Annotated in this window: 19 protein-coding genes and 2 riboswitches; of the genes, 9 read left to right on the top strand and 10 right to left on the bottom strand. The window is 66.6% G+C overall.

The window, feature by feature from the left end:
- Positions 1-6: 6 nt before the first annotated feature.
- From K320_RS0116890 to gcvT, 10 genes are all read right to left on the bottom strand, one after another.
- Entirely contained in the window at positions 7-1,092 is a 1,086-nt protein-coding gene (locus K320_RS0116890) for a phosphotransferase (RefSeq protein ID WP_024539980.1), read from the bottom strand.
- 114 nt (positions 1,093-1,206) lie between these two features.
- Positions 1,207-1,926: a Crp/Fnr family transcriptional regulator gene (locus K320_RS0116885; protein WP_024539979.1), complete on the bottom strand. Its 720-nt coding sequence runs from the start codon at positions 1,924-1,926 to the stop codon at positions 1,207-1,209.
- Positions 1,927-1,969: 43 nt separating this feature from the next.
- Positions 1,970-2,782, bottom strand: a complete 813-nt coding sequence (locus K320_RS0116880) for an SDR family NAD(P)-dependent oxidoreductase (RefSeq protein WP_024539978.1) — start codon at positions 2,780-2,782, stop codon at positions 1,970-1,972.
- Positions 2,783-2,843: 61 nt separating this feature from the next.
- On the bottom strand, positions 2,844-3,509 hold the full coding sequence (locus tag K320_RS0116875) for an RluA family pseudouridine synthase (RefSeq protein ID WP_024539977.1): 666 nt from the start codon (positions 3,507-3,509) through the stop codon (positions 2,844-2,846).
- Complete coding sequence (locus tag K320_RS0116870) at positions 3,496-5,664, bottom strand: PAS domain-containing hybrid sensor histidine kinase/response regulator (protein WP_024539976.1); 2,169 nt, start codon at positions 5,662-5,664, stop codon at positions 3,496-3,498. Before K320_RS0116870 ends, K320_RS0116875 begins: the two co-directional genes overlap by 14 nt.
- 40 nt (positions 5,665-5,704) lie before the next feature.
- The gene (locus K320_RS0116865) at positions 5,705-6,109 is read right to left on the bottom strand and encodes an FKBP-type peptidyl-prolyl cis-trans isomerase (protein WP_024539975.1); all 405 of its coding nucleotides are present in this window, start codon (positions 6,107-6,109) and stop codon (positions 5,705-5,707) included.
- A 118-nt stretch (positions 6,110-6,227) separates the two neighbouring features.
- Complete coding sequence (locus tag K320_RS0116860; protein WP_029696282.1) at positions 6,228-7,211, bottom strand: NYN domain-containing protein; 984 nt, start codon at positions 7,209-7,211, stop codon at positions 6,228-6,230.
- A gap of 25 nt (positions 7,212-7,236) precedes the next feature.
- Complete coding sequence (gcvP, locus tag K320_RS0116855; RefSeq protein ID WP_029696281.1) at positions 7,237-10,119, bottom strand: aminomethyl-transferring glycine dehydrogenase; 2,883 nt, start codon at positions 10,117-10,119, stop codon at positions 7,237-7,239.
- 139 nt (positions 10,120-10,258) lie between these two features.
- A complete protein-coding gene (gcvH, locus tag K320_RS0116850) occupies positions 10,259-10,630 on the bottom strand; it encodes a glycine cleavage system protein GcvH (RefSeq protein ID WP_024539972.1) in 372 nt (123 codons plus the stop codon).
- 141 nt (positions 10,631-10,771) lie between these two features.
- Positions 10,772-11,926, bottom strand: a complete 1,155-nt coding sequence (gcvT, locus tag K320_RS0116845) for a glycine cleavage system aminomethyltransferase GcvT (protein ID WP_034343859.1) — start codon at positions 11,924-11,926, stop codon at positions 10,772-10,774.
- A gap of 19 nt (positions 11,927-11,945) precedes the next feature.
- A riboswitch (glycine riboswitch) is annotated at positions 11,946-12,060 on the bottom strand.
- 12 nt (positions 12,061-12,072) lie between these two features.
- Positions 12,073-12,170: riboswitch (glycine riboswitch) on the bottom strand.
- A gap of 106 nt (positions 12,171-12,276) precedes the next feature.
- On the opposite strand from gcvT, the gene K320_RS0116840 reads away from it, so the two are divergent.
- The 9 genes from K320_RS0116840 to K320_RS0116800 form a co-directional block, all read left to right on the top strand.
- Positions 12,277-13,320: an MBL fold metallo-hydrolase gene (locus K320_RS0116840; protein ID WP_029696280.1), complete on the top strand. Its 1,044-nt coding sequence runs from the start codon at positions 12,277-12,279 to the stop codon at positions 13,318-13,320.
- A 160-nt stretch (positions 13,321-13,480) separates the two neighbouring features.
- Positions 13,481-15,838, top strand: coding sequence for a bifunctional salicylyl-CoA 5-hydroxylase/oxidoreductase (locus tag K320_RS0116835; protein ID WP_024539969.1), 2,358 nt, complete (start codon positions 13,481-13,483; stop codon positions 15,836-15,838).
- 5 nt (positions 15,839-15,843) lie between these two features.
- Positions 15,844-16,638: an SDR family NAD(P)-dependent oxidoreductase gene (locus K320_RS0116830; protein WP_024539968.1), complete on the top strand. Its 795-nt coding sequence runs from the start codon at positions 15,844-15,846 to the stop codon at positions 16,636-16,638.
- Positions 16,639-16,654: 16 nt separating this feature from the next.
- The gene (locus K320_RS0116825) at positions 16,655-17,119 is read left to right on the top strand and encodes a MarR family winged helix-turn-helix transcriptional regulator (protein WP_084301290.1); all 465 of its coding nucleotides are present in this window, start codon (positions 16,655-16,657) and stop codon (positions 17,117-17,119) included.
- The gene (locus K320_RS0116820; protein WP_024539966.1) at positions 17,116-17,973 is read left to right on the top strand and encodes an enoyl-CoA hydratase family protein; all 858 of its coding nucleotides are present in this window, start codon (positions 17,116-17,118) and stop codon (positions 17,971-17,973) included. The genes K320_RS0116825 and K320_RS0116820 overlap by 4 nt, the downstream gene beginning before the upstream one ends.
- A complete protein-coding gene (locus K320_RS0116815) occupies positions 17,973-19,202 on the top strand; it encodes an acyl-CoA dehydrogenase family protein (protein WP_051384972.1) in 1,230 nt (409 codons plus the stop codon). The genes K320_RS0116820 and K320_RS0116815 overlap by 1 nt, the downstream gene beginning before the upstream one ends.
- Positions 19,199-20,821, top strand: coding sequence for an AMP-binding protein (locus K320_RS0116810; protein ID WP_024539964.1), 1,623 nt, complete (start codon positions 19,199-19,201; stop codon positions 20,819-20,821). The genes K320_RS0116815 and K320_RS0116810 overlap by 4 nt, the downstream gene beginning before the upstream one ends.
- Positions 20,818-21,216, top strand: coding sequence for a RidA family protein (locus K320_RS0116805; protein WP_024539963.1), 399 nt, complete (start codon positions 20,818-20,820; stop codon positions 21,214-21,216). The genes K320_RS0116810 and K320_RS0116805 overlap by 4 nt, the downstream gene beginning before the upstream one ends.
- Before the next feature lie 26 nt (positions 21,217-21,242).
- Positions 21,243-21,982: acyl-CoA dehydrogenase family protein (locus K320_RS0116800; RefSeq protein ID WP_024539962.1), on the top strand; the 740-nt coding region annotated here is incomplete at its 3' end.

Here is a 21,982-nt window from a genome sequence, read left to right as displayed (position 1 = left end):
AGGGGTTCAGGCCTTGCGGGCGAAGGACCAGGCAAGCTCCGCCATCGGGTGCGCCTGCGCCCCGGCGGCCCTGGCTTCGCTGCTCGCGGCCGTGCCGGCTTCCACGCGCTTGGCGATGCCCTGCAGGATGGCGGCGATGCGAAACAGGTTGTAGGCCAGGTAGAAATTCCAGTCGGCGTGCAGGCTGCTTGTGTCGGCGATGCCGGTGCGCTCGCAGTAGCGGTGGATGTAATCGCGCTCCGCGGGGATGCCCAGCGCCGCCAGGTCCAGCCCGCCGATGCCGCGCCCCAGTGCGTGGGGGATGTGCCAGCTCATGCAGTGGTAGGCGAAGTCCGCCAGCGGATGGCCGAGCGTGGACAGCTCCCAATCGAGCACGGCGATGATGCGCGGCTCGGTGGGGTGGAACATCAGGTTGTCCAGGCGGTAGTCGCCGTGCACGATGCAGACGCGGCTGTCGTCGCGCGCGCTCGCGGGCATGTGGGCGGGCAGCCAGTCCATCAGCTGGTCCATCTCGGCGATGGGCTGGGTGATGGAGGCGCGGTACTGCTTGCTCCAGCGGCCGATCTGGCGCTCGAAGTAGTTGCCGCCCTTGCCGTAGCTGGCCAGGCCCTGCTTCGCAAAATCGACGGTGTGCAGCGCGGCGATGACGCGGTTCATGGCGTCGTAGATCGCGCCGCGCTCGGCCGGGCTCATGCCGGGCAGGGATTGGTCCCAGAGCACCCGGCCCTGCATGTGCTCCATGAGGTAGAAGGCGCGGCCGATGACGGATTCGTCTTCGCACAACGCGACCATCCTGGGGACCGGCACATCGGTGCCCGCCAGACCTTGCATGACGGCGTATTCGCGCTCTATGGCATGGGCCGAGGGCAGAAGTTTTGCCACCGGTCCGGGCTTGGAGCGCATCACGTAGCTGCGTGCGGGCGTGACGAGTTTGTAGGTGGGATTGGATTGCCCGCCCTTGAAAAGCTCCACCTGCAGCGGACCGGCAAAGCCGGGCACATGCTGCGCCGCCCAGGCGGCGAGCGCGTCGGTGTCGAAAGCCTGCTTGCCCGAGACCGGGCGCGTGCCGATGAATTGATCGTAGGAGGGCATGGCGGGCAATTCAAAAATGAGAGTGGCTGGCGCGCGTCAACCAAGGGTTTTCAATTGATTCATGCCTTAATTCATTGTCCAGCGAGCGCGAGAAGCTATGAATTTTCAAGCGCTCTAGAGCGCGCTTTCGGCAATGCGCATCAGCGCTTCGCGCTCGCGCACCACCAGGCCGCCGAGCTCGATGCGGATGGCATCCTCGCGCTCCATCGCCTTGAGCTCCTGGTTCACGCGTTGGCGCGAGGCGCCCAGCAACTGCGCCAGCTCTTCCTGCGCCAGGTGCAGGCCAATGCGGATTTCGCCCTCGTTGGCCAGGCTGGTCACGCCGTAGCTGCGCGCCAGGTGCAGCAGCTGCTTGGCCAGGCGCGCGCGCAGCGGCAGGGTGTTGAGGTCTTCCACCAGCCCGAAGAGCTGGCGGATGCGCCGCGCCTGCAGCCGCAGCAGCGCTTCGTAAAGCTCGGTGTGCTGCGTGAGGATTTTGCGGAAATCCGCCCGCGCCACGCAGACGATGGTGGTCTCGCCATGCGCGTAGGTATCGTGCGTGCGCTGGTCGCCGTCCAAGATGGCGATGTCGCCGAACCAGATGCCCGGCTCCACGTAGGTCAGCGTGATCTGCTTGCCCGACAGCGAGGTGGAGCTCACGCGCACCGCCCCGCGTGCGCAGGCGATCCATTCTTCGGCCATGTCGCCGCGGGCGGCGATCAGCGTGCCATCGCGAAAGCGTTTGACGTAGGTGCATCGAAGAATGTCGTGTCGCAGCGATGGCGAGAGGGAGGAAAACCAGCGACCGGAGTTGATCGCCTCGCGTTCTTCAATCGTAAGGATGGGTTCATCCATGGTCTGTCTTTTGGGTGACTGTGTTCGATGCGCCGATGATGCCTCAGCGCGCAGCGCCGCCGCCATGGCGGGCCATGGCGGTCGTGCCGGCATCGGGCGAGCGCAGGTCGGCCACGGGTTCGGCGCCGAAGTCGGCGCGCTGCAGCCACGCCAGCACGCGCTGGGCCGCGGCGTCGGCGCTGGCCAGCGCGTGCTCCTGCTTCAGGCGAAGGAAGCGCGAGTGGTCGGGAAAATCACTCGCCTGGGCCCCGCGCAGCTGAACCTGCATGTCGGTATCGATGACGCCGGGCGCCAGCGAGCAGACGCGCGCCCCGTGCGGCTTGCCGGCTTCCTCCAGCGCCAGGCAGCGGGTGAAGTGGTCCATGCCCGCCTTGCCGGCGCAGTAGGCGGCGGTGGATGCCATCGCCCTGCGCCCCAGGCCGGACGAAATGTTGAGCACCTTGCGCGGTGCCTTCCAGTGCCCGGTGGCGCAGAGGAAGGCGGCGCACAGCAGCATCGGCGCCTCCAGCCCCACGCGCAGCGCGCTGGCCAGCGCCGCCTGCCCGGTGGCGTCGGCACTCTGGCTCAGGGGCACGATGGGGGGCAGCACGCCGGCGTTGTTGATCAGCGTGGCGCTGGCATGGCGCTCGGGCGGCTGGGCGGCGAGCCAGTCGCGCAGCCGCGCGGCGGCGGGGGCGGCATCGGCCAGGTCGTGCTGCCATTGCTCCAGCCGGGCGCCGGGCGGGGCGCTGAGCCGCGCATGGGTGCTGCGCGAGATGAGAATCAGCGTCTGCCCGGGTTGCAGCAGCTGGCGGGCGAGCGCCAGGCCCAGGCCGCGGGAGGCGCCGGTGATGATGGTCAGGTGTGAAGAAGGCATGCGGTTCGTGCGGTGGGTGCTGCGCGCGCTGTGGCGACGCCATCACCTGCATTCTGGTCCATCAGAAAGGCGGCGGCGCGCTGTATTGCATCCATTGGCCTGTGGCCGGATGGGCAAACCCGAGTTTCCAGGCGTGCAGCAGCAGGCGCGGGCTGGCGGCGGCAACCGCTTGCGGGGCATAGAGCGCATCGCCCAGGATGGGGTGTCCGATGTGCGCCAGATGCAGGCGCAGCTGGTGGGTGCGGCCGGTCAGCGGCTCCAGTTCCAGCCGCGTGCCGTGGCTGGCGGCATCGTGGCGCAGCGTGCGCCAGCGCGTCTGGCTGGGCTTGCCTTGAACGAAATCCACTTTCTGCAGCGGACGGCGCGGCCAGTCTGCCATCACCGGCGCGGCTATGGTGCTCCAGCCCTCGGCGTCGGCATTTCCCCGGGGGTGCCCGTGCACGATGGCCAGGTAGCGCTTGGCCATGGCGCGCGCCGCAAACGCGTGGCTCAGGCTGCGCTGGGCAGCGGGATGGCGCGCCATCAGCACCAGGCCCGAGGTGGCCTGGTCCAGCCGGTGCACCACGAGCGCATCCGGGTAATGGCGCTGGGCGCGGCGGCTCAGGCAATCCTGCTTGTCCGCTCCGCGCCCCGGCACGCAGAGCAGTCCGGCGGGTTTGCACAGCACCAGCACATCGTCATCCGCGTGCAGGCACTGCACGGGCGCTGCCGCGTCAAGGGCGGCCATCGATGAGCCGGTCCACCGTCTCGCACAGCTCCTGCACGTCGTTGGGCTTGTGGATCAGGGCGCGCGCGCCTTCCTGCAGCGCTGCCTGTTCGATCTCGGCGGTGATGTAGCCCGAAGCCAGCGCCACCGGCAGATCGCCGCGGATCTGGCGCGCGGCGCGCAACAGCTCCACGCCCGAATAGCCGGGCATGTTGTAGTCGGTGACCAGCAGGTCGTAGCGGCCCGGGTCCTGCGCCAGCGCGGCGGTGGCCGCCTGCGGGTCGGTGAAGCCGCTGACCTCGTAGCCGCGGCGTGCCAGCAGCCGCTGCACCAGAAACACCAGCGCCTGGTCATCGTCCACGTACATCACGTGGCGCTTGCGTGCGGGTGCGGCGGCGGCCTGCGCCGCGGGCATGCCGGGCAGGTACTGCTGGCGGGTGTCGGCCTGCGGCGGGTCTTCCTGCTCCGCGGCGGGGAAGTACAGCGTGAAGCAGCTTCCCTGTCCGGGTGCGCTCTGCACGTCGATGGCGCCGCCATGCGTGCGCATCACGCCATGCACCACGGGCAGGCCCAGCCCGGTGCCCTGGCCAACCGGCTTGGTGGTGTAGAAGGGTTCGAAGATGCGTGCGCGCGTGGCGGCGTCCATGCCCGGCCCGTCATCGGTGACGTCCAGCGCCACGTAGGCGCCGGGCGCGAGGTTCAGGCGCTCGGCCAGGCGCTGCTGCGGGCGCACGCGCCGGGCCCGCATGCGGACTTGCCCGGGTTGCGTGCCCAGCGCCTGCACCGCGTTGGTGCAGAGGTTGAGCAGGGCCTGTTCCACCTGCGTGGCATCGGCCAGGATGGGCGGCAGGCGCTCGGGCGGTTCTATCCGCAGCGTGACGCCGGGTGGCAGCGTGACATGCAGCAGGCGCTCGGTCTCGTGCATCAATTCGGCCATTTGAACAGGCTTGCGCTGCGGTGCTTCGTTGCGGCTGAAGGCAAGAATCTGGCGCACCAGGTCGCGCGCGCGCCGCGCGGCTTTTTCGATCTCGTGCAGGCTCTCCAGCACGCGCGCATCGACGGCGGGTGCCTCGGCATCGGCCTTGGCCAGTTCGACGTTGCCCAGGATGGCGTGCAGGATGTTGTTGAAATCGTGCGCAATGCCGCCGGCCATGGTGCCCACGGCCTGCATCTTCTGCGATTCGCGCAGCTGCCCTTCCAGTTCGCTGCGCCGCGCCTCGGCGCGCTTGTGCGCGGTCAGGTCGCGCGCGAAGATGGTGGTGGTCACGCGCCCTTCGTGGTGCTCGAAGGCCATGTTCACTTCCACCGCCAGCGGCTGGCCCGCGGCGGTGCGCGCCTGCACTTCGCCCAGGGCCGCCTGCGTGGTGAGCTGGGCGTAGGCGGGTGCACGGTCCAGCTCGGGGAAGAAGCGCGACAGCGGGCTGCCCAGGGCGTCGCGCGTCGGGCACTGGAACAGGGCGGCAGCCGTGGGGTTGAAGACGGTGATGCGCTGGTGCTGGTCGATGCAGATGATGGCGTCCAGCGCCGAGTTGATCACCGCCTCCAGCCGCTCTTCGCTGGCGTGCAGCTGCTCGTTCCTTTGCTGCAGCGTCTTGCGCTCGGCCAGCAGCGGGCCCTGGTCAATCACGGCGCACAGGAACTGGCGCAGCGGCTCGCCCTGGGCCAGCGGAATCTCGGCGTAGGCAATGTGCAGGTCGCCCGTCATCTGGCGCTCGCGCCCGATGCGGAACACCACTTCGGAACTGTCGCTGCGTCCCTGGACGCGGGCGATGGCAAAGGCGCGGTGCACGCGGTCGGCATCCGTGTCGCTCACGAAGGGCATGAGCGAGATCAGTGGCCGATCGGTTTCGGCGGGCTGGAACGAGCGATGCGCCATCGCATTGGCCTGCACCACCATGTCGTGCTCGTCCAGCACCATGAGCGCCAGCGGCACGCTGGCAAACAGCGCCTCGAAACGCTCGGACGCGCTTTCCGCCACCTGCTGGCTGTAGAGCAGCTCCTTGTTCTGCACCTGCAGCTCGCGCTGCGCGGTCCGTAGCTGCTCTATCACCTCGCCGATCGGGCCTTCGAAACGGTCGGCGCCGCGGCGATTCACGGTGGCTTGTCCAGGCTGGGCCGTGGCGGGCGCCTGGTGCGTGCCGTCCTGGTTCAAAAATGACAGGTCAGGGAGGTTCATGGCTGTCGATGGGCAGTGGCGCCAGTGTAGGCGCCAGCCGTCAGCGCTTGACGGCCAGTAGTTCCACTTCAAAGGTCAGCGTGGCGTTGGGCGGGATCACGCCACCCGCGCCGCGTGCGCCGTAGGCGATCGCGGGCGGGCAGGTGAGCCTGGCCTTGCCGCCCACCTTCATTTTCTGCAGCCCCTCGGTCCAGCAGGGGATGACGCGGTTCAGCGGGAATTCCGTGGGTTCACCGCGCTGATGGGAACTGTCAAAGACCTTGCCGTCGGCGAACATGCCCTTGTAGTGCACCTGGACGGTGTCGCCGGCTTTGGGTGCGTCGCCCTGGCCTTCGGTGATGGACTCGTAGACCAGACCGCTGCCGGTGGTGACCGGGGCGGCGTGCGGAGCAGCCGTGGCGGATAGTGCCAGCAGGCTGGCGAGCAGAGCGGAAACAGGGCGCATGGGTGTTCTTGAAAAAAGGGGAGTAGAACCAGTCCTGCACATCGCTCGGGGATGTGCGGCAGCAGAAATGATAGGGACATCCGGCGAAGGACTTGGCGGATGCAGGCGGAAACCGGTGCTATGGCGCAATGGGCGACTGCATGCGCATGCCCTCGCTGCTGATTTCAACGTGATCGACCTTGCCCAGCAATTCGGAAAAACTCTCAAACCCGTACTCCTGCCAGTTCCAGCGCGGCTTCACGTATTTGCCGACCACGTCGAGGCTGGCCCAGCCCTTGGCACTCTTGAACCTGTTGAAGGCTTCGTCGAGCAGCTTGATGAGATCGCCGAAGGGCACCTTGCGGCAATACATGCGGTTGACTTCGTCGGTGCGAAACTGCAGGCCCCTCAGGTCGCGCAGCATGCCGGAAAGCTTGGCGTAGCCGTAAGTGCGCGAATCGAAGTCCGGCCGCGTTTCGCTGATGACGTTGCCGATCTTGCCTACGAAGGCCCAGCCGGTGGCTTCGTCGGTCGCGTCCTTGATCGATTTTTTCAGCAGGTTCTTGATGGCGGTATCCATCTGCCTTGGCTTGGCAACTGGCCTGGCAAGGTCGGGTGGGCTGCTGGGAGCAGTGGCGGACGCGGCATCCGCTTCGCCCTTGCCTTGCGCGCCTTCGCCAAGGTTTTCGATGTAGAAGAACCGGTCGCAGGCTTGCCGGAAGGCTTCGGGCGTCTTGGTTCGGCCGAATCCGTAAACCACCCGCCCCGATGCCCGGATGCGCGAGGCCAGCGGCGTGAAGTCGCTGTCGCTGGAGACCAGGCAGAAGCCGTCGAAGTGGCCGCTGTAGAGCAGGTCCATGGCATCGATGATCAAGCCCATGTCGGTGGCGTCTTTGCCCTTGGTATAGGCGAATTGCTGGATCGGCACGAGCGCGTGCTTGAGCAGAATGCTGCGCCAGCCGCTGAGCAGGGGGCTGCTCCAGTCGCCATAGATGCGCTTGACGCTGGCAATGCCGTATTTGGCGATTTCCTCCAGCAAATCCTGCGCGCATGCGGCGCTGGTGTTGTCGGCGTCGATGAGGACGGCCAGCTTTGCGGGGTTCAGGCTTTCGCCGGGCGGCATCGTGGTTTCTCGGTGCGCGAGGGCGTCACGCCGGCTCCTCGATGGGCACGCAGCTGCAGAACAGGTTGCGGTCGCCATAGACGTTGTCCACGCGGCCCACGGGCGCCCAGTATTTGGTCTTGCGCAGGCCCGCCACCGGGAAGGCAGCGGCTTCGCGCGAGTAGGGATGGGCCCAGTCGGCAGCCAGCAGGGTTTCTGCGGTGTGCGGGGCGTTCTTGAGCGGGTTGTCGTCCTGCGGCCAGGTGCCGTTTTCGATCTGGCGGATCTCCTCGCGGATGGCGACCATCGCGGCGATGAAGCGCTCGATCTCGGCCAGGTCTTCGCTCTCGGTGGGCTCGACCATCAGCGTATTGGCGACCGGGAAGCTCAAGGTGGGGGCGTGAAAGCCGTAGTCGATCAGCCGCTTGGCCACGTCCTCGGCCATCACGCCGCTGCTTTCCTTCAGCTGGCGCAGATCCAGGATGCATTCGTGCGCCACGTGGCCGTTGGCGGATGCGTAGAGCGTGGGGTAATGCTGGGCCAGGCGCTTGCTGATGTAGTTGGCGTTGAGGATGGCGGCTTCGGTGGCCGCGGTGAGGCCGTCGGCACCCATCATGCGGATGTACATCCAGCTGATGGGCAATACGGCTGCATTGCCCAATGGTGCTGCGCTGACAGCTCCTACTTTGCTAGTGATGCCCGCCGTGCGATGGCCCGGCAGAAAGGGCACCAGGTCTTGCACCACGCAGACCGGGCCGACGCCCGGGCCGCCGCCGCCGTGGGGGATGCAGAAGGTCTTGTGCAGGTTCAGGTGACTCACGTCGCCGCCGAATTCGCCGGGCGCGGCCACGCCGACCAGGGCATTCATGTTGGCGCCGTCCACGTACACACGCCCGCCGTGGCGGTGCACGATCTGGCAGAGTTCTTTGACCTGGGTTTCAAACACGCCGTGCGTGCTGGGGTAGGTGATCATCACGCAGGCGAGGTTGGCGCTGTGCTTTTCGCACTGCGCCTGCAAATCCTGCATGTCCACGTTGCCGTTGTCGTCGCACTTGGTCACCACCACCTGCATGCCCGCCATCTGTGCGCTGGCCGGATTGGTGCCATGGGCGCTGGAGGGGATCAGGCAGATGGTGCGGTGTGCGTTGCCTTGCGCTTCATGCCAGGCCTTGATGGCGAGCAGCCCGGCGTATTCGCCTTGTGAACCCGCGTTGGGCTGCAGGCTCACGCCCGCGTAGCCGGTGGCCTGGCAGAGCCAGTCTTGCAGCAGGCGGTCCAGCTCGGCGTAACCCGCGAGTTGATCGGCGGGGGCAAAGGGATGGATGTGCGCAAACTCCGGCCAGGTGATGGGGATCATCTCGCTGGTGGCGTTGAGCTTCATGGTGCAACTGCCCAGTGGGATCATGCTGCGGTCCAGCGCCAGGTCCTTGTCCGACAGCATGCGGATGTAGCGCAGCATGGCCGTTTCGGAATGGTGGGTGTTGAACACCGGGTGCGTGAGGAAGCTGCCGGTGCGCGCGAGCGCTGCGGGGATCAGGCTGGGGGTGTTTTCCAGCGCCTGCACACTGGGCTGCGTGGCGTTGGGCGCAAACACCTTCCACAGCAATTCCAGATCGGCGCGTGCCGTGGTTTCGTCCAGAGACACGCCCACACGGGCATCACCATAGTCGCGCAGATTGGCACCCGCGGCCACGGCGCGTGCCAGCACAGCCTGCGCGGCTGCGCGGCTGCCCATGTCCACCGCCTGGGTATCGAAGGCGCTCTGGTTCACCAGCTTCAAGCCCATTTCTTTCAGGCCCGCCACCAGGATGGCGGTGTAGCGCGCCACGCGCTGGGCGATGCGCGTGAGGCCCTCGGGGCCGTGGTAGACCGCGTACATGCTGGCGATCACCGCGGGCAGCACCTGCGCGGTGCAGATGTTGCTGGTGGCTTTTTCGCGGCGGATGTGCTGCTCGCGCGTCTGCAGCGCCAGGCGGTAGGCGGGCGCGCCGTGCACGTCCACACTCACGCCCACCAGGCGCCCGGGCAGGCTGCGCTTGAAGCCATCCTTGCAGGCCATGTAGCCCGCGTGCGGGCCGCCCGCGCCCATGGGCATGCCAAAACGCTGGGTGGTGCCGATGACGATGTCTGCGCCCATCTCGCCGGGCGACTTGAGCAGCGTGAGCGCCAGCAGGTCGGCCGCGACGATGGCGGCGGCGCCCTTGGCGTGAATCTTGGCGATTTCCGCTGTCCAGTCCATCACCCAGCCGCTGCTGACCGGGTACTGCATCAGCGCGGCGAAGTAGTCGTCACCCGCCAGCGCGGCGTGCCAGTCATCGGCCGATTGCGCGAGGCGCACGGTGAAGCCCATGGGTTCGGCGCGGGTGCGCAGTACCTCCACGGTTTGCGGATGCACGTCGTCAAACACCACGATGGTGTTGCCCTTGGCCTTCACGCTGCGCCTGGCCAGCGTCATGGCCTCGGCGGCGGCGGTGGCTTCGTCCAGCATGGAGGCGTTGGCGATGTCCATGCCGGTCAGATCGGTCACCATGGTCTGGAAGTTGACCAGCGCCTCCATGCGGCCCTGGGAGATCTCGGCCTGGTAGGGCGTGTAGGCGGTGTACCAGGCAGGGTTCTCCAGCACGTTGCGCAGGATCACACCCGGCGTGTGCGTGCCGTGGTAGCCCTGCCCGATGAAGCTCTTCATCACCCGGTTCTTGCTCGCAATCGCCTTGAGTTCGGCCAGCGCCTCGGCCTCGGTACAGGCCGGGGGCAGTTGCATGGCGCTGGCGCGCGCGATGGACTGCGGCACGATGGAGGCCACCAGCGCCTGGCGCGACGCCGCTCCCACGACGGAGAGCATGTGGGCTTCGTCGGCAGCGTCGATGCCGATGTGGCGGGCGTGGAATTCGCTGGCGTTTTCCAGAGCGGACAGGGACAGGGCGGACATGGAAATATAGATCAAATATGTTCGAAAGCCGCGCCAGTCAAGTGCAGCAAGCTATTGTTTTTGGTTGGGTGTTCGGCGTTGAGCGTTCAGCGTGGGATGCAAAACGCCCAACGCCCAACGCTGAACGCTCAACCTCTCGTCACGCCTTGGTGAAGTCGTTGTAGGCCGCTTCCGTCATCAGCGCGTCCACTTCAGCCGCGTTGCTCAGCTTGACCTTGAAGAACCAGCCTGCGCCCATGGGGTCGCTGTTGGCGAGCGACGGATCGGCGCGCAGGGCTTCGTTCACTTCCACGACCTCGCCCGAGACCGGCATGTACACGTCGGACGCGGCCTTGACCGACTCGACCACACCGGCCACGTCGCCTGCGGCATAGGTCTTGCCCACTTCGGGCAGGTCGACGAACACCACGTCGCCCAACGCATCCTGCGCGTGGGCGGTGATGCCGACGGAGGTGGCTGCGGGGTTGGAGGAATCGACCCACTCGTGGTCTTGCGAAAACTTGATGCTCATGGCGGGGCTCCGTTGAAGAGAAGGTAATTCCATTTCCAGATCAATCGATTACTTTGTCGGCTTCGCTCGCCGTGCTACAGCACTGTCTTCGCTTCGCCTTCGCGTACTCGAATGATATGGAATTGGAATAAGGGCAGGGAATCAGCCGCGGTGGTAGCGCGGCGGCAGGAAGGGGGTGGCGGCGACTTCCATGGACACGGCCTTGCCGCGCACCATGGCATTGACCTTGGTGCCCACGGCGGCCAGGGCCGGCGGCAGGTAGCCGAGCGCGATCGGCTTGCCCAGCGTGGGCGCGAGCAGACCGCTGGTGACGGTGCCTGCGGGTTTGCCGTCCAGCTCCTGCAGCTCGGTGTGCTCGCGCACTGGCACGCGCTCCAGCGCGACCAGGCCCACGCGCTTGCGCGTGAGCTGGGCCGGGTCGGCGATCTGCGCCAGGATTTTTTCGGCACCCGGAAAGCCGCCTGCACGCTCGCCGCCGGTGCGCCGCACCTTCTGGATCGCCCAGTTCAGCGCCGCCTCGGGCGGGGTGGTGCTGGTGTCGATGTCGTTGCCGTACAGGCACAGCCCCGCTTCCAGGCGCAGCGAGTTGCGCGCGCCCAGGCCTATGGGCTGGACCTCGGGCTCGGCCAGCAGCGCACGGGCCAGCGCCTCGGTCTGGTTGCCGGGAACGGAGATTTCAAAGCCGTCCTCTCCGGTATAGCCGCTGCGCGTGATGAAGAGTTCCGCGCCTTGCCAGTGGAAGTGCGCGCCGCTCATGAAAACCAGCGCCTGCACGCCCGGCACCACGCGCTGCAGCGCGGTGGCCGCCTGCGGCCCCTGCAGCGCCAGCAGGCCGTGATCGGGCATGGTTTCGATTGCGCAGCGCGCACCGATGCGCTCGCGCATATGGGCGATGTCGCCCACCTTGCAGGCGCCGTTGACGATCACGAAGAAGCGCTGCTCTTGCTGGCGGAAGAACATCAGGTCGTCGATGATGCCGCCCGCCTCGTTCAGCAGCAGGCCGTAGCGCTGCTTGCCGACGGCAAGGCCTGCCACATCGACGGGCATCAGGCTCTCCAGCGCGGCAGCGGCATCGGGCCCGGAGAGGGTCAGCTGGCCCATGTGCGAGACGTCGAACAGCCCCGCGTGCGCGCGCACATGCAGGTGTTCGGCCATCAGGCCTGCGGGGTATTGCACCGGCATGCTGTAACCGGCAAAGGGCACCATGCGCGCGCCGAGTTCCTGGTGCAGCGCGGCCAGTGGGGTGGTGAGCAGGGCGGTATCGGACAAGCGCGGACTCCTTGAAGGAAAAAGCATGGCACACCACGGGGTGTGGGCATGCCCGGCTGTCCGCTTTACCTGAGAGATTCACGCGGGCGATGCCGCGCTTGCTCCTTCGGTGGAAGCCTGCCGCGCGGTGGCTGCGGGCTTCTCTCTCCAGCAGGGTGGGTGCGCCGTTGCCGGGGCACTTGCCAGTCCTTTTGCCTGAGCGTTTGAGCGTGAAGCCTGGCGCCTTCGGCGGCGCCGGCCTTGCGGCGGCACTCTCTCCTGACAGCGGCGGATTCTACGTGGATTTTGGGCCTTGGCGCATGGGCGCCGGAAGCCGCCCAGGAGCCGTGGCCATGGCGCACAATCACAGCCCGTTGATCAAAGGCAGAAAGCAATCCATGGACAAACACGATGCGCAAGGGCTGGACTTCCCCTGCGGTGAAGCGCCTGCCAGCGGCGAGGCCAAGGAGGTGGCCGATGGTGTTTACTGGATCCGCATGCCGCTGCCGTTTTCGCTCAACCACATCAATCTCTGGGCCTTGCGCGATGGCGATGGCTGGACGCTGGTGGATACCGGCATCTGGTCCACCGTCACCGTCGATGCCTGGCGCACGCTGTTCGCGGGCACCCTGGCCGGCCCGGTCAAGCGCGTCATCGTTACCCACATGCATCCGGACCACATCGGCATGGCGGGCTGGCTCACGCGCAAGTTCGGCTGCCGCCTGTGGATCAGCCGGCTGGAATACCTGACCTGCCGCGCCCTGGCTGCGGACACCGGGCGCGAGGCGCCGGAGGACGCGATCCAGTTCTACCGCCGGGCCGGATGGACCGAGGACGCCATCGAGACCTACCGCGCGCGTTTTGGCGGCTTCGGCAAGATGATTTACGCCATGCCGGACAGCTTCCGGCGCCTGACCGATGGCGAGAGCATCCGCATCGGCAGCATCGATTGGCGCGTGGTGGTGGGCCGGGGGCATTCGCCCGAGCATGCGTGCCTGTACAGCCCAGAACGCCAGCTGCTGATTTCGGGCGATCAGGTGATTGCCGGCATTTCGTCCAATGTGTCGGTTTTTCCAACCGAACCCGAAGCCGATCCCCTGGGCGATTGGCTGGATTCGATCGACAAGCTGCAGCAGCAGCTGCATGATGATGTCCTGGTGCTGCCGGCGCACAACCGGCTGTTTCACGGTCTGCACGCGCGGCTGGCGCAGCTGCGGCGCAGCCACCATGAATCGCTCGATCGCCTGCGCGCCGCGCTGCATGAGCCGAAGCGGGTGGTGGATGTCTTCCCGGCGCTGTTCGCCCGGCCGATCACGTCGGATCAGATGCTCATGAGCCTGGCCACGGGCGAGAGTCTGGCTCACCTCAATTACCTGGTGGCGCGTGGCGAGGTGCAATCGAATCCGGGGGGCGATGGCTGCCTGTGGTACCACCGGCAGTGAAGCCTGTGCCGCCCGGCGCCGTGCCTCATGCAGGGGCGCAGGCTTTCGGGATGCGGTGTGGGGCCTCTCGATGGTTTATTTTGAAGAATTACTTGACATTTAAACTATTCATAAATAAATTACACCCATCTTCCAGCCACAGCACACCAGAGGTTCATCCATGAAGATTGTCTGTATCGGCGGCGGCCCCGGCGGCCTGTATTTCGCGCTCCTGATGAAGCAGCGCAACCCCTCGCACGACATCACCGTCGTCGAACGCAACAAGCCCTATGACACCTTTGGCTGGGGCGTGGTGTTTTCCGACGCCACGATGGACAACATGCGCCAGTGGGACAAGCCGACCGCCGACACCATCCAGCAGGCGTTCAACCACTGGGATGACATCGAACTGCTGTTCAAGGGCGAGGTGATCCGCTCGGGCGGCCATGGCTTCGTCGGCATCGGGCGCAAGAAACTGCTCAACATCCTGCAGGCGCGCTGCGAGGAACTGGGCGTCAAACTGGTGTTCGAGACCGATGTCGACTCCGATCTGGATTTTCCGGATGCCGATCTCATCATCGCCAGCGACGGCATCAATTCCAAGATCCGCACGCTGCACGCCGACAAATTCCAGCCCGAACTGGTGGTGCGCCCCAACCGCTTCATCTGGCTGGGCACCAAGCGCCAGTACGACGCCTTCACCTTTGATTTCAAGAAGACCGAGCACGGCTGGTTCCAGGCGCACATCTACAAGTTCGACGAAGAAACGTCCACCTTCATCGTCGAATGCCCCGAGCATGTGTGGAAGGCGCATGGCCTGGACAACGCCGGGCCGGACGAGTCGATCGAATTCTGCGAAAAACTGTTTGCCGACAACCTTCAGGGCGAGAGGCTGATGAGCAACGCGCGCCACCTGCGCGGCTCGGCATGGATCAATTTCACCCGCGTCAAGTGCGACCACTGGTGGTTCAGGAACCAGAACGGAGCGCATGTGGTGCTGCTGGGCGATGCGGTGCACACGGCGCACTTCGCCATCGGCTCGGGCACCAAGCTGGCGCTGGAAGACGCGATCGATCTCACGCGCAAGTTCATCGAACTGGGCGACGGCGCTGGCCAGATCGAGGATGTGTTGACGCAGTACCAGGCCACGCGCAGCATCGAGGCGCTGCGCCTGCAGAACGCCGCCTGGAACGCCATGGAGTGGTTCGAGGTGTGCGGCGAGCGCTACTGCGACCAGCTGGAGCCGCCGCAGTTCATGTACTCCATGCTCACGCGCAGCCAGCGCATCAGCCACGAGAACCTGCGCCTGCGCGACAAGGCCTGGCTGGAAGGCTACGAGCGCTGGCTGGCGCGCCGTGATGGTCTGACGGTGGCGGACGACCAGACGCCGCCGCCGCCGATGTTCACGCCGTTCACCGTGCGCGGCCTCACGCTGAAGAACCGCGTCGTCGTCTCGCCGATGGCGCAGTATTCGTGCGTCGATGGTCTGCCGGACGATTACCACCTGGTGCACCTGGGCGCACGCGCCATGGGCGGCGCCGGCATGGTGTTTGCCGAGATGACCTGCATCACGCCGGAAGGCCGCATCACCCCGGGCTGCCCCGGCCTCTACACGGCGGAGCAGAAGGCGGGCTGGAAGCGCATTGCCCGCTGGATTCACGAACACTCCGACGCCAGGTTCGCCATGCAGCTGGGCCACGCCGGCGCCAAGGCCTCGACGCGCCTGGCCTGGGATGGCACCGACCTGCCGCTGGAATCGGGCAACTGGCCCATCGTCGGCGCCTCCGAGCAGCAATACCTTGAGGGCGTGAGCCAGGTGGCCAGGGAAATCAGCAAGAGCGAGATGGAGCACCTCAAGCAGCGCTTTGTCGAGGCGGCGAAGGATTGCATCGACATCGGGGTGGACTGGATCGAACTGCACTGCGCCCACGGCTATCTGCTCTCCGAATTCATCTCGCCGCTGACGAATCACCGCCAGGACGAGTACGGCGGCAGCCTGGAAAACCGCCTGCGCTACCCGCTGGAGGTCTTCAGGGCCATGCGCGCCGTCTGGCCGGCAGACAAGCCCATGTCGGTGCGCATCTCCGCCACCGACTGGGTGGAGGGCGGCATCACGCCGGCCGATGCCGTGGACATCGCCAAGGCCTTCAAGGCTGCGGGCGCCGACATGGTCGATTGCTCGGCTGGGCAGGTCAGCAAGGAAGAAAAGCCGGTCTACGGCCGCATGTGGCAAACCCCGTTCGCCGACCGTGTACGCCAGGAGGCGGGCATCGCCACCATCGCCGTGGGCGCGATTACGGAGGCCGACCATGTCAACAGCATCATCGCCGCAGGCCGCGCCGACCTCTGCGCCGTGGCGCGCCCGCACCTGGCCAACCCGAACTGGACGCTGACCGAGGCGGCCAGGATCGGCTACACGCCGATCGCCTGGCCCAGGCAGTATTACCAGGGCAAACGCCAGATGGAGGCGCTGTTCGAGCGCGAGAAGGCGCAGATCGCGGCGCAGATCGCGGCCGCCGCCATCCACGTGCCGGCGTGAGTGCCATGAGCGCCGTTGCACCTGCCTGGGATGCGCGCCACTGCCTGGTGACGGGTGGTGCGCGCGGCATCGGTCTTGCCGTCACGCAGGCGCTGCTGGCCCGTGGCGCGCGCGTGACGATGCTCGGGCGCAGTCCGGTGGCGGCGGATCGCCTGCCGCAGCTTGCGGGCAGCGCCGGCGCGGCCGCGCGGCTGCAGGCGGTGTCTGCCGACGTGGCCGATCCGGCAGCCGTCCGCGCGGCATTTGCGCAGGCGGCGGGCCGCTTTGGCGCCATGGACACGCTGGTGAACAACGCTGGCCAGGCCGAAAGCGTGCCGTTTGCAAAGATGGACATGGCGCTCTGGAACAAGATGCTGGCGGTCAACCTGACCGGCACCATGGTCTGCACCCAGGCCGCGCTGCCGGGCATGCTGTCCGCCGGCTGGGGGCGTGTGGTGAACGTGGCCAGCACCGCGGCACAGCGCGGCTACGCCTACGTCAGCGCCTATTGCGCGGCCAAGCACGGGGTGCTGGGCCTCACGCGCGCGCTGGCGCTGGAACTGGCCACCAAGGGCGTCACGGTCAACGCCGTCTGCCCGGGCTATACCGAAACCGACTTGCTCAAGGACAGCATCGCCAATATCGTCGCCAAGACCGGCCGCAGCGAGGATGAGGCGCGGGCGCAGCTTGCGGCGGGCAATCCGCAGAAGCGCCTGGTGCAGCCCGATGAAGTCGCCAGTGCCGTGCTGTGGCTGTGCGAAGACAGTGCCGGTGCGGTCACCGGGCAGGGTATTTCCGTCAGTGGCGGAGAGGTGATGTGAGATGGCGCCTGTAGACATGGAAGCCCGCGCCCATGCGGGCCACCCCGAGGAATTGCGGCTGTGGCTGCGCATGCTGACCTGCACCCAGCTGATCGAGCGCGATCTGCGATCGCATCTGCGCGAGCAGTTCGACACCACCTTGCCGCGCTTTGACCTGATGGCGCAGCTGGAGCGCAAGCCCGAGGGCCTGCGCATGAGCGAGCTCTCCAAACGCATGATGGTCACGGGCGGCAACGTGACGGGCGTGACCGATCAGCTGGAAAAAGAGGGGCTGGTGGCGCGTGTGACCGATGAGGACGATCGCCGCGCGTTTCGCGTACAGCTCACCGCCAAGGGACGCCAGGAATTCCGCGCCATGGCGCAGGCGCACGAAGAGTGGGTAGTCACCGCGCTGGGCGGCCTGGCGCCCGAGGAAATCCGCGCCTTGCACCAGTTGCTGGGCAAGGTCAAACGCCACTATCTGGAACTGGAGACCCAATGAAACACTACATCGCTTCCAACAACCCCATGCGCCCGCAATTTGGTGCGCGCTCCGGCTATGAGGCTCGGCATTTCGCGTGGGAGTGCGGCGACGATGGCGTCGCCACCGTGATGCTCAACCGCCCGGACCGCAAGAACCCGCTGACCTTCGACAGCTATGGCGAGCTGCGCGACCTGTTCAACGGCCTGCGCTACGCCACCGATGTGAAGGTGGTGGTGGTGACCGGCGAGGGCGGCAACTTCTGCTCGGGCGGCGACGTGCACGACATCATCGGCCCGCTCACGAAGATGACCATGCCCGAGCTGCTGGAGTTCACCCGCATGACGGGTGATCTGGTCAAGGCCATGCGCCATTGCCCGCAGCCCATCATCGGCGCGATCGACGGCGTGTGCGCCGGAGCGGGCGCCATGATGGCGCTGGCCTGTGATCTGCGCTACGGCAGCGAGCTGACCAAGACGGCGTTTCTCTTCACCCGCGTGGGTCTGGCCGGCGCCGACATGGGCGCCTGCGCGCTGCTGCCGCGCGTGATCGGCCAGGGCCGGGCCAGCGAGCTGCTGTTCACCGGCCGCGCGATGACCGGGCACGAAGGCCTGGCCTGGGGCTTTTTCAACGCCTTGCACGAAAGCAGCGAGCTGCTGGGCAAGGCGCAGGCCACGGCGCGCCAGCTGGCCGCAGGGCCGATGTTCGGCCACGCGATGACCAAGAACATGCTGAACCAGGAATGGGCGATGACCATAGACCAGGCGATCGAGGCCGAGGCGCAGGCCCAGGCCATCTGCATGCAGACGCAGGACTTCCGCCGCGCCTACGAAGCCTTCGTGGCCAAGCAAAAGCCCGTGTTCGGAGGCGACTGATGAGCACCGGCATCCTGCAGGCCACGCACCTGCGCCCCTCTGCATCGCACCTGGCCTTGCCCTTCTTCGACGAGGCGCACCGGCGCATTGCCGCCGAGCTGCCCGACTGGGCCAACGCCCAGCGCGTGGATGAGGCCGATGACCGCGCGGCCTGCCGCGACTGGGTCCAGCGCCTGGGGCAGGGCGGCTGGCTGGGCTACTGCGTACCCGGCGAGTTCGGCGGCGCTCTGCCGCAGCTCGATTCGCGCGCCCTGGTGATGCTGCGCGAGACGCTGGCGTTCTACTCGCCGCTGGCGGACTTTGCGTTTGCCATGCAGGGTCTGGGCAGCGGTGCGATATCGCTGGGCGGCAGCGACACCACGCGCCGTGCCTACCTGCCCGAGGTGGCGGCCGGCCGCAAGATCGCCGCGTTTGCCCTGTCCGAACCCGAGGCCGGATCAGACGTGGCTGCAATGAAATTAAGAGCTACTGACGCACGCCCTGATTGCGTTGTAGGCCAAAAAGATGATTCTTATTTTCTGGATGGCCAGAAAACCTGGATCAGCAATGGCGGCATCGCCGATTTCTATTGCGTCTTTGCCAAGACCGATCCTGACGGTGGCAGCCGGGGCATCAGCGCCTTCGTCGTCGATCGCGGCAGTGAAGGGCTGGATGATTCCGTCCATATTCCGGTCATGGCGCCGCACCCGCTGGCCACGCTCACCTTCCATCGCTGCCGCGTGGACGGCGAGCAGATGCTGGGCGAGGTGAACGGCGGCTTCAAGCTGGCCATGCAGACGCTGGACATCTTCCGCGCCAGCGTCGCCGCCGCCGCGCTGGGCTTCGCCCGCCGCGCGCTGGCCGAGGCGATCGACCATGCGAAGCATCGCAAGATGTTCGGCCAGACGCTGGCCGACTTCCAGCTCACGCAGGCCAGGCTCGGCGAAATGGCCGCGCTGATCGACGCCGGCGCCTTGCTGACCTACCGCGCTGCCTGGATGCGCGACACCGGCCAGGGCGATCAGCGCGAACGCAGCGTCGCTGCCGCCATGGCCAAGATGACCGCCACCGAAAACGCCCAGCGCGTGATCGACATGGCGCTGCAGATGCATGGCGGCCTGGGCGTCATGGTCGGCAGCAAGGTGGAATCGCTCTACCGCGATATCCGTTCGCTGCGCATCTACGAAGGTGCGACCGAGGTGCAGCAGCTGATCATTGGCAAGGCCGCCCTGCAGGAGATGAAAAAGTGACTGTTGCATCCGCTCAGACAGATTCCTTCGTGCGCGACCGTCTGCCGCCCAAGGCGCAGTGGCCCGAATTCCGCTATGACCTGCCCGAGCAGCAGATCCAGGATCAGGCCAACGTCGTCACCGCGCTGTTTGCCAAGGCGCTGGCCGGCGGCAGGGCCGACAAGCCGTTTCTGCGCGCGCCCAGCCAGACGCTGAGCTACGCGCAGGCGGATGCCGAGGTCAACCGCATTTGCGGCGTGCTGCTGCATGAGTGCAGGCTGGTGCCCGGCAACCGCGTGCTGCTGCGTGGCGGCAACTCGATCGAGATGGCGCTGGCCTGGCTGGCCGTGGTCAAGGCCGGTCTGATCGCCGTGGCCACCATGCCGCTGCTGCGTGCCAAGGAGCTCGACCAGGTGGCTGACAAGGCGCTGCCTGCGCTGGCGCTGTGCGAAGCGCATCTGCTGCAGGAAATGGAGCAGGTGGCGCAGGTGCGGTCAGGGAAAGTGCCCATGATCGTGTTTGGCGATGCCACCCGCGCCGATGGCCTTGAGGCGCGCTCCGCCAGGCAATCCGCCCAGTATGCGGGTTGCCCGACGGCAGCCGACGATGTGGCGCTGCTGGCCTTCACCAGCGGCACCACCGGCGTGCCCAAGGCCTGCGTGACGACGCACCGCGAAATCCTGGCCGCCTGCAATGCCTGGCCGCGCCACGTGCTCAAGGCCACGGCGGACGACGTGGTGACCGGTTCGCCGCCACTTGCCTTCACCTTTGGCCTGGGTGGCCTGCTGGTCTTCCCGATGTGGGCTGGCGCCTCCATCTACTACCCCGACGGCCGCTACAACCCCGAGACCATGGTGCGCCAGATGCGCGAGCACGGCGTCACCATCTGCTACACCGCACCCACGTTCTACCGCCAGATGGCTCCCTTCATGCAGTCGATCGGCGCACCCAGCCTGCGCATCTGCGTGAGCGCCGGCGAAGCGCTGCCCGATGCCACGCGCCAGCTCTGGAAGCAGGCCACCGGCATAGAGATGCTGGACGGCATCGGCGGCACCGAGGTGTTTCACATCTACATTTCGTCGGCGGGCAGCGAGGTGCGCCCCGGCGCCATCGGCAAGGTGGTGCCCGGCTATATCGCCAAGGTGGTGGACGACGACGACAACGAGGTTGCGCGCGGCACTGTCGGGCGCCTGGCGATGATCGGCCCGACCGGCTGCCGCTACATGCAGGACGAGCGCCAGACCAAGTACGTGACCAAGGGCTGGAACCACCCGGGCGATTCGTTCATGCAGGACGAGGACGGCTATTTCTTTTACCAGGCGCGCAATGACGACATGATCGTCACCGCCGGCTACAACGTGGGCGGCCCGGAAGTCGAAGGCTGTCTGCTCACGCATCCGTCCGTCGCGGAATGCGGCGTGGTCGGCAAGCCCGACGAGGCGCGCGGCATGATCATCAAGGCCTTCGTCGTGCTCAAACCGGGCTACCAGGGCGATGCGGCCCTGGTGAAAACCCTGCAGGACTACGTCAAGAACACCATCGCGCCGTACAAGTACCCGCGCGAGATTGAATTCATCACCCAGCTGCCCCGTACCGAAACCGGCAAGGTGCAGCGCTATAAATTGAGGCAGACGCCATGATCCACGAGAACATCCAACCCGCGGGCTGGGCGCCCGCCAAGGGTTACGCCAACGGTGTGGCCGCACGCGGCACGCAGATTTTCGTTGGCGGCCAGATCGGCTGGAATGCGCAGCAGCAGTTCGAGAGCGACGATTTCATCGCGCAGGTGCACCAGGCGCTGGCCAACATCGCGGCCGTGCTCAAGGCAGCCGGTGCCGGCCCCGAGCACATGGTGCGCATGACCTGGTATGTGATCGACCGCGTCGAGTACAACAGCCGCCTGAAAGAGCTGGGCGGTGCGTACCGCGAGATCATGGGCAAGAACTTCCCGGCCATGACCTGCGTGCAGGTGGCGGCGCTGATGGAAGAGCGCGCCAAGGTCGAGATCGAAGTCACGGCCGTCATTCCCGATTGAATTTCACTTACCGACCGGAGCCTTTCATGTCCAACTCCAAGCCCAAGACCCCCTTCAGCTGGCAAGACCCGTTTGCCCTGCACGACCAGCTCACAGCCGACGAGCGCGCCGTGCAGGACGCCGCCCGCGCCTACTGCCAGGACAAACTGCTGCCGCGCGTGCAGGAAGCCTTTCGCCACGAGAAGACCGACCCGGCCATCTTCCGCGAAATGGGCGAGCTGGGCCTGCTCGGCCCCACCATCCCCGAGCAATACGGCGGCGCGGGCCTGAACTACGTCAGCTACGGCCTGATCGCGCGCGAAGTCGAGCGGGTTGATTCGGGCTACCGCTCCATGATGAGCGTGCAGTCCTCGCTGGTGATGGTGCCCATCAACGCCTTCGGCAACGAGGCCACCAAGCAGAAATACCTGCCCAAGCTGGCCAGCGGCGAATGGATCGGCTGCTTTGGCCTGACCGAGCCCAACCACGGCTCGGACCCCGGCAGCATGATCACCCGCGCCAAGAAGGTGCCCGGCGGCTATTCGCTCTCGGGCAGCAAGATGTGGATCTCCAACAGCCCGATTGCCGACGTCTTCGTCGTCTGGGCCAAGGACGATGAAGGCGCCATTCGCGGCTTCGTGCTCGAAAAGGGCTGGAAGGGCCTCACGGCCCCCGCCATCCACGGCAAGGTGGGTCTGCGCGCATCGATCACCGGCGAAATCGTGCTGGACGAAGTCTTCTGCCCCGAAGAAAACGCCTTCCCCGAGGTGCGGGGCCTCAAGGGCCC

It is taken from the genome of Comamonas badia DSM 17552 (assembly GCF_000484635.1).
In the GTDB taxonomy this organism is placed as follows: domain Bacteria; phylum Pseudomonadota; class Gammaproteobacteria; order Burkholderiales; family Burkholderiaceae_C; genus Comamonas_C; species Comamonas_C badia.
This window is presented reverse-complemented; position numbering and strand designations above follow the sequence as displayed.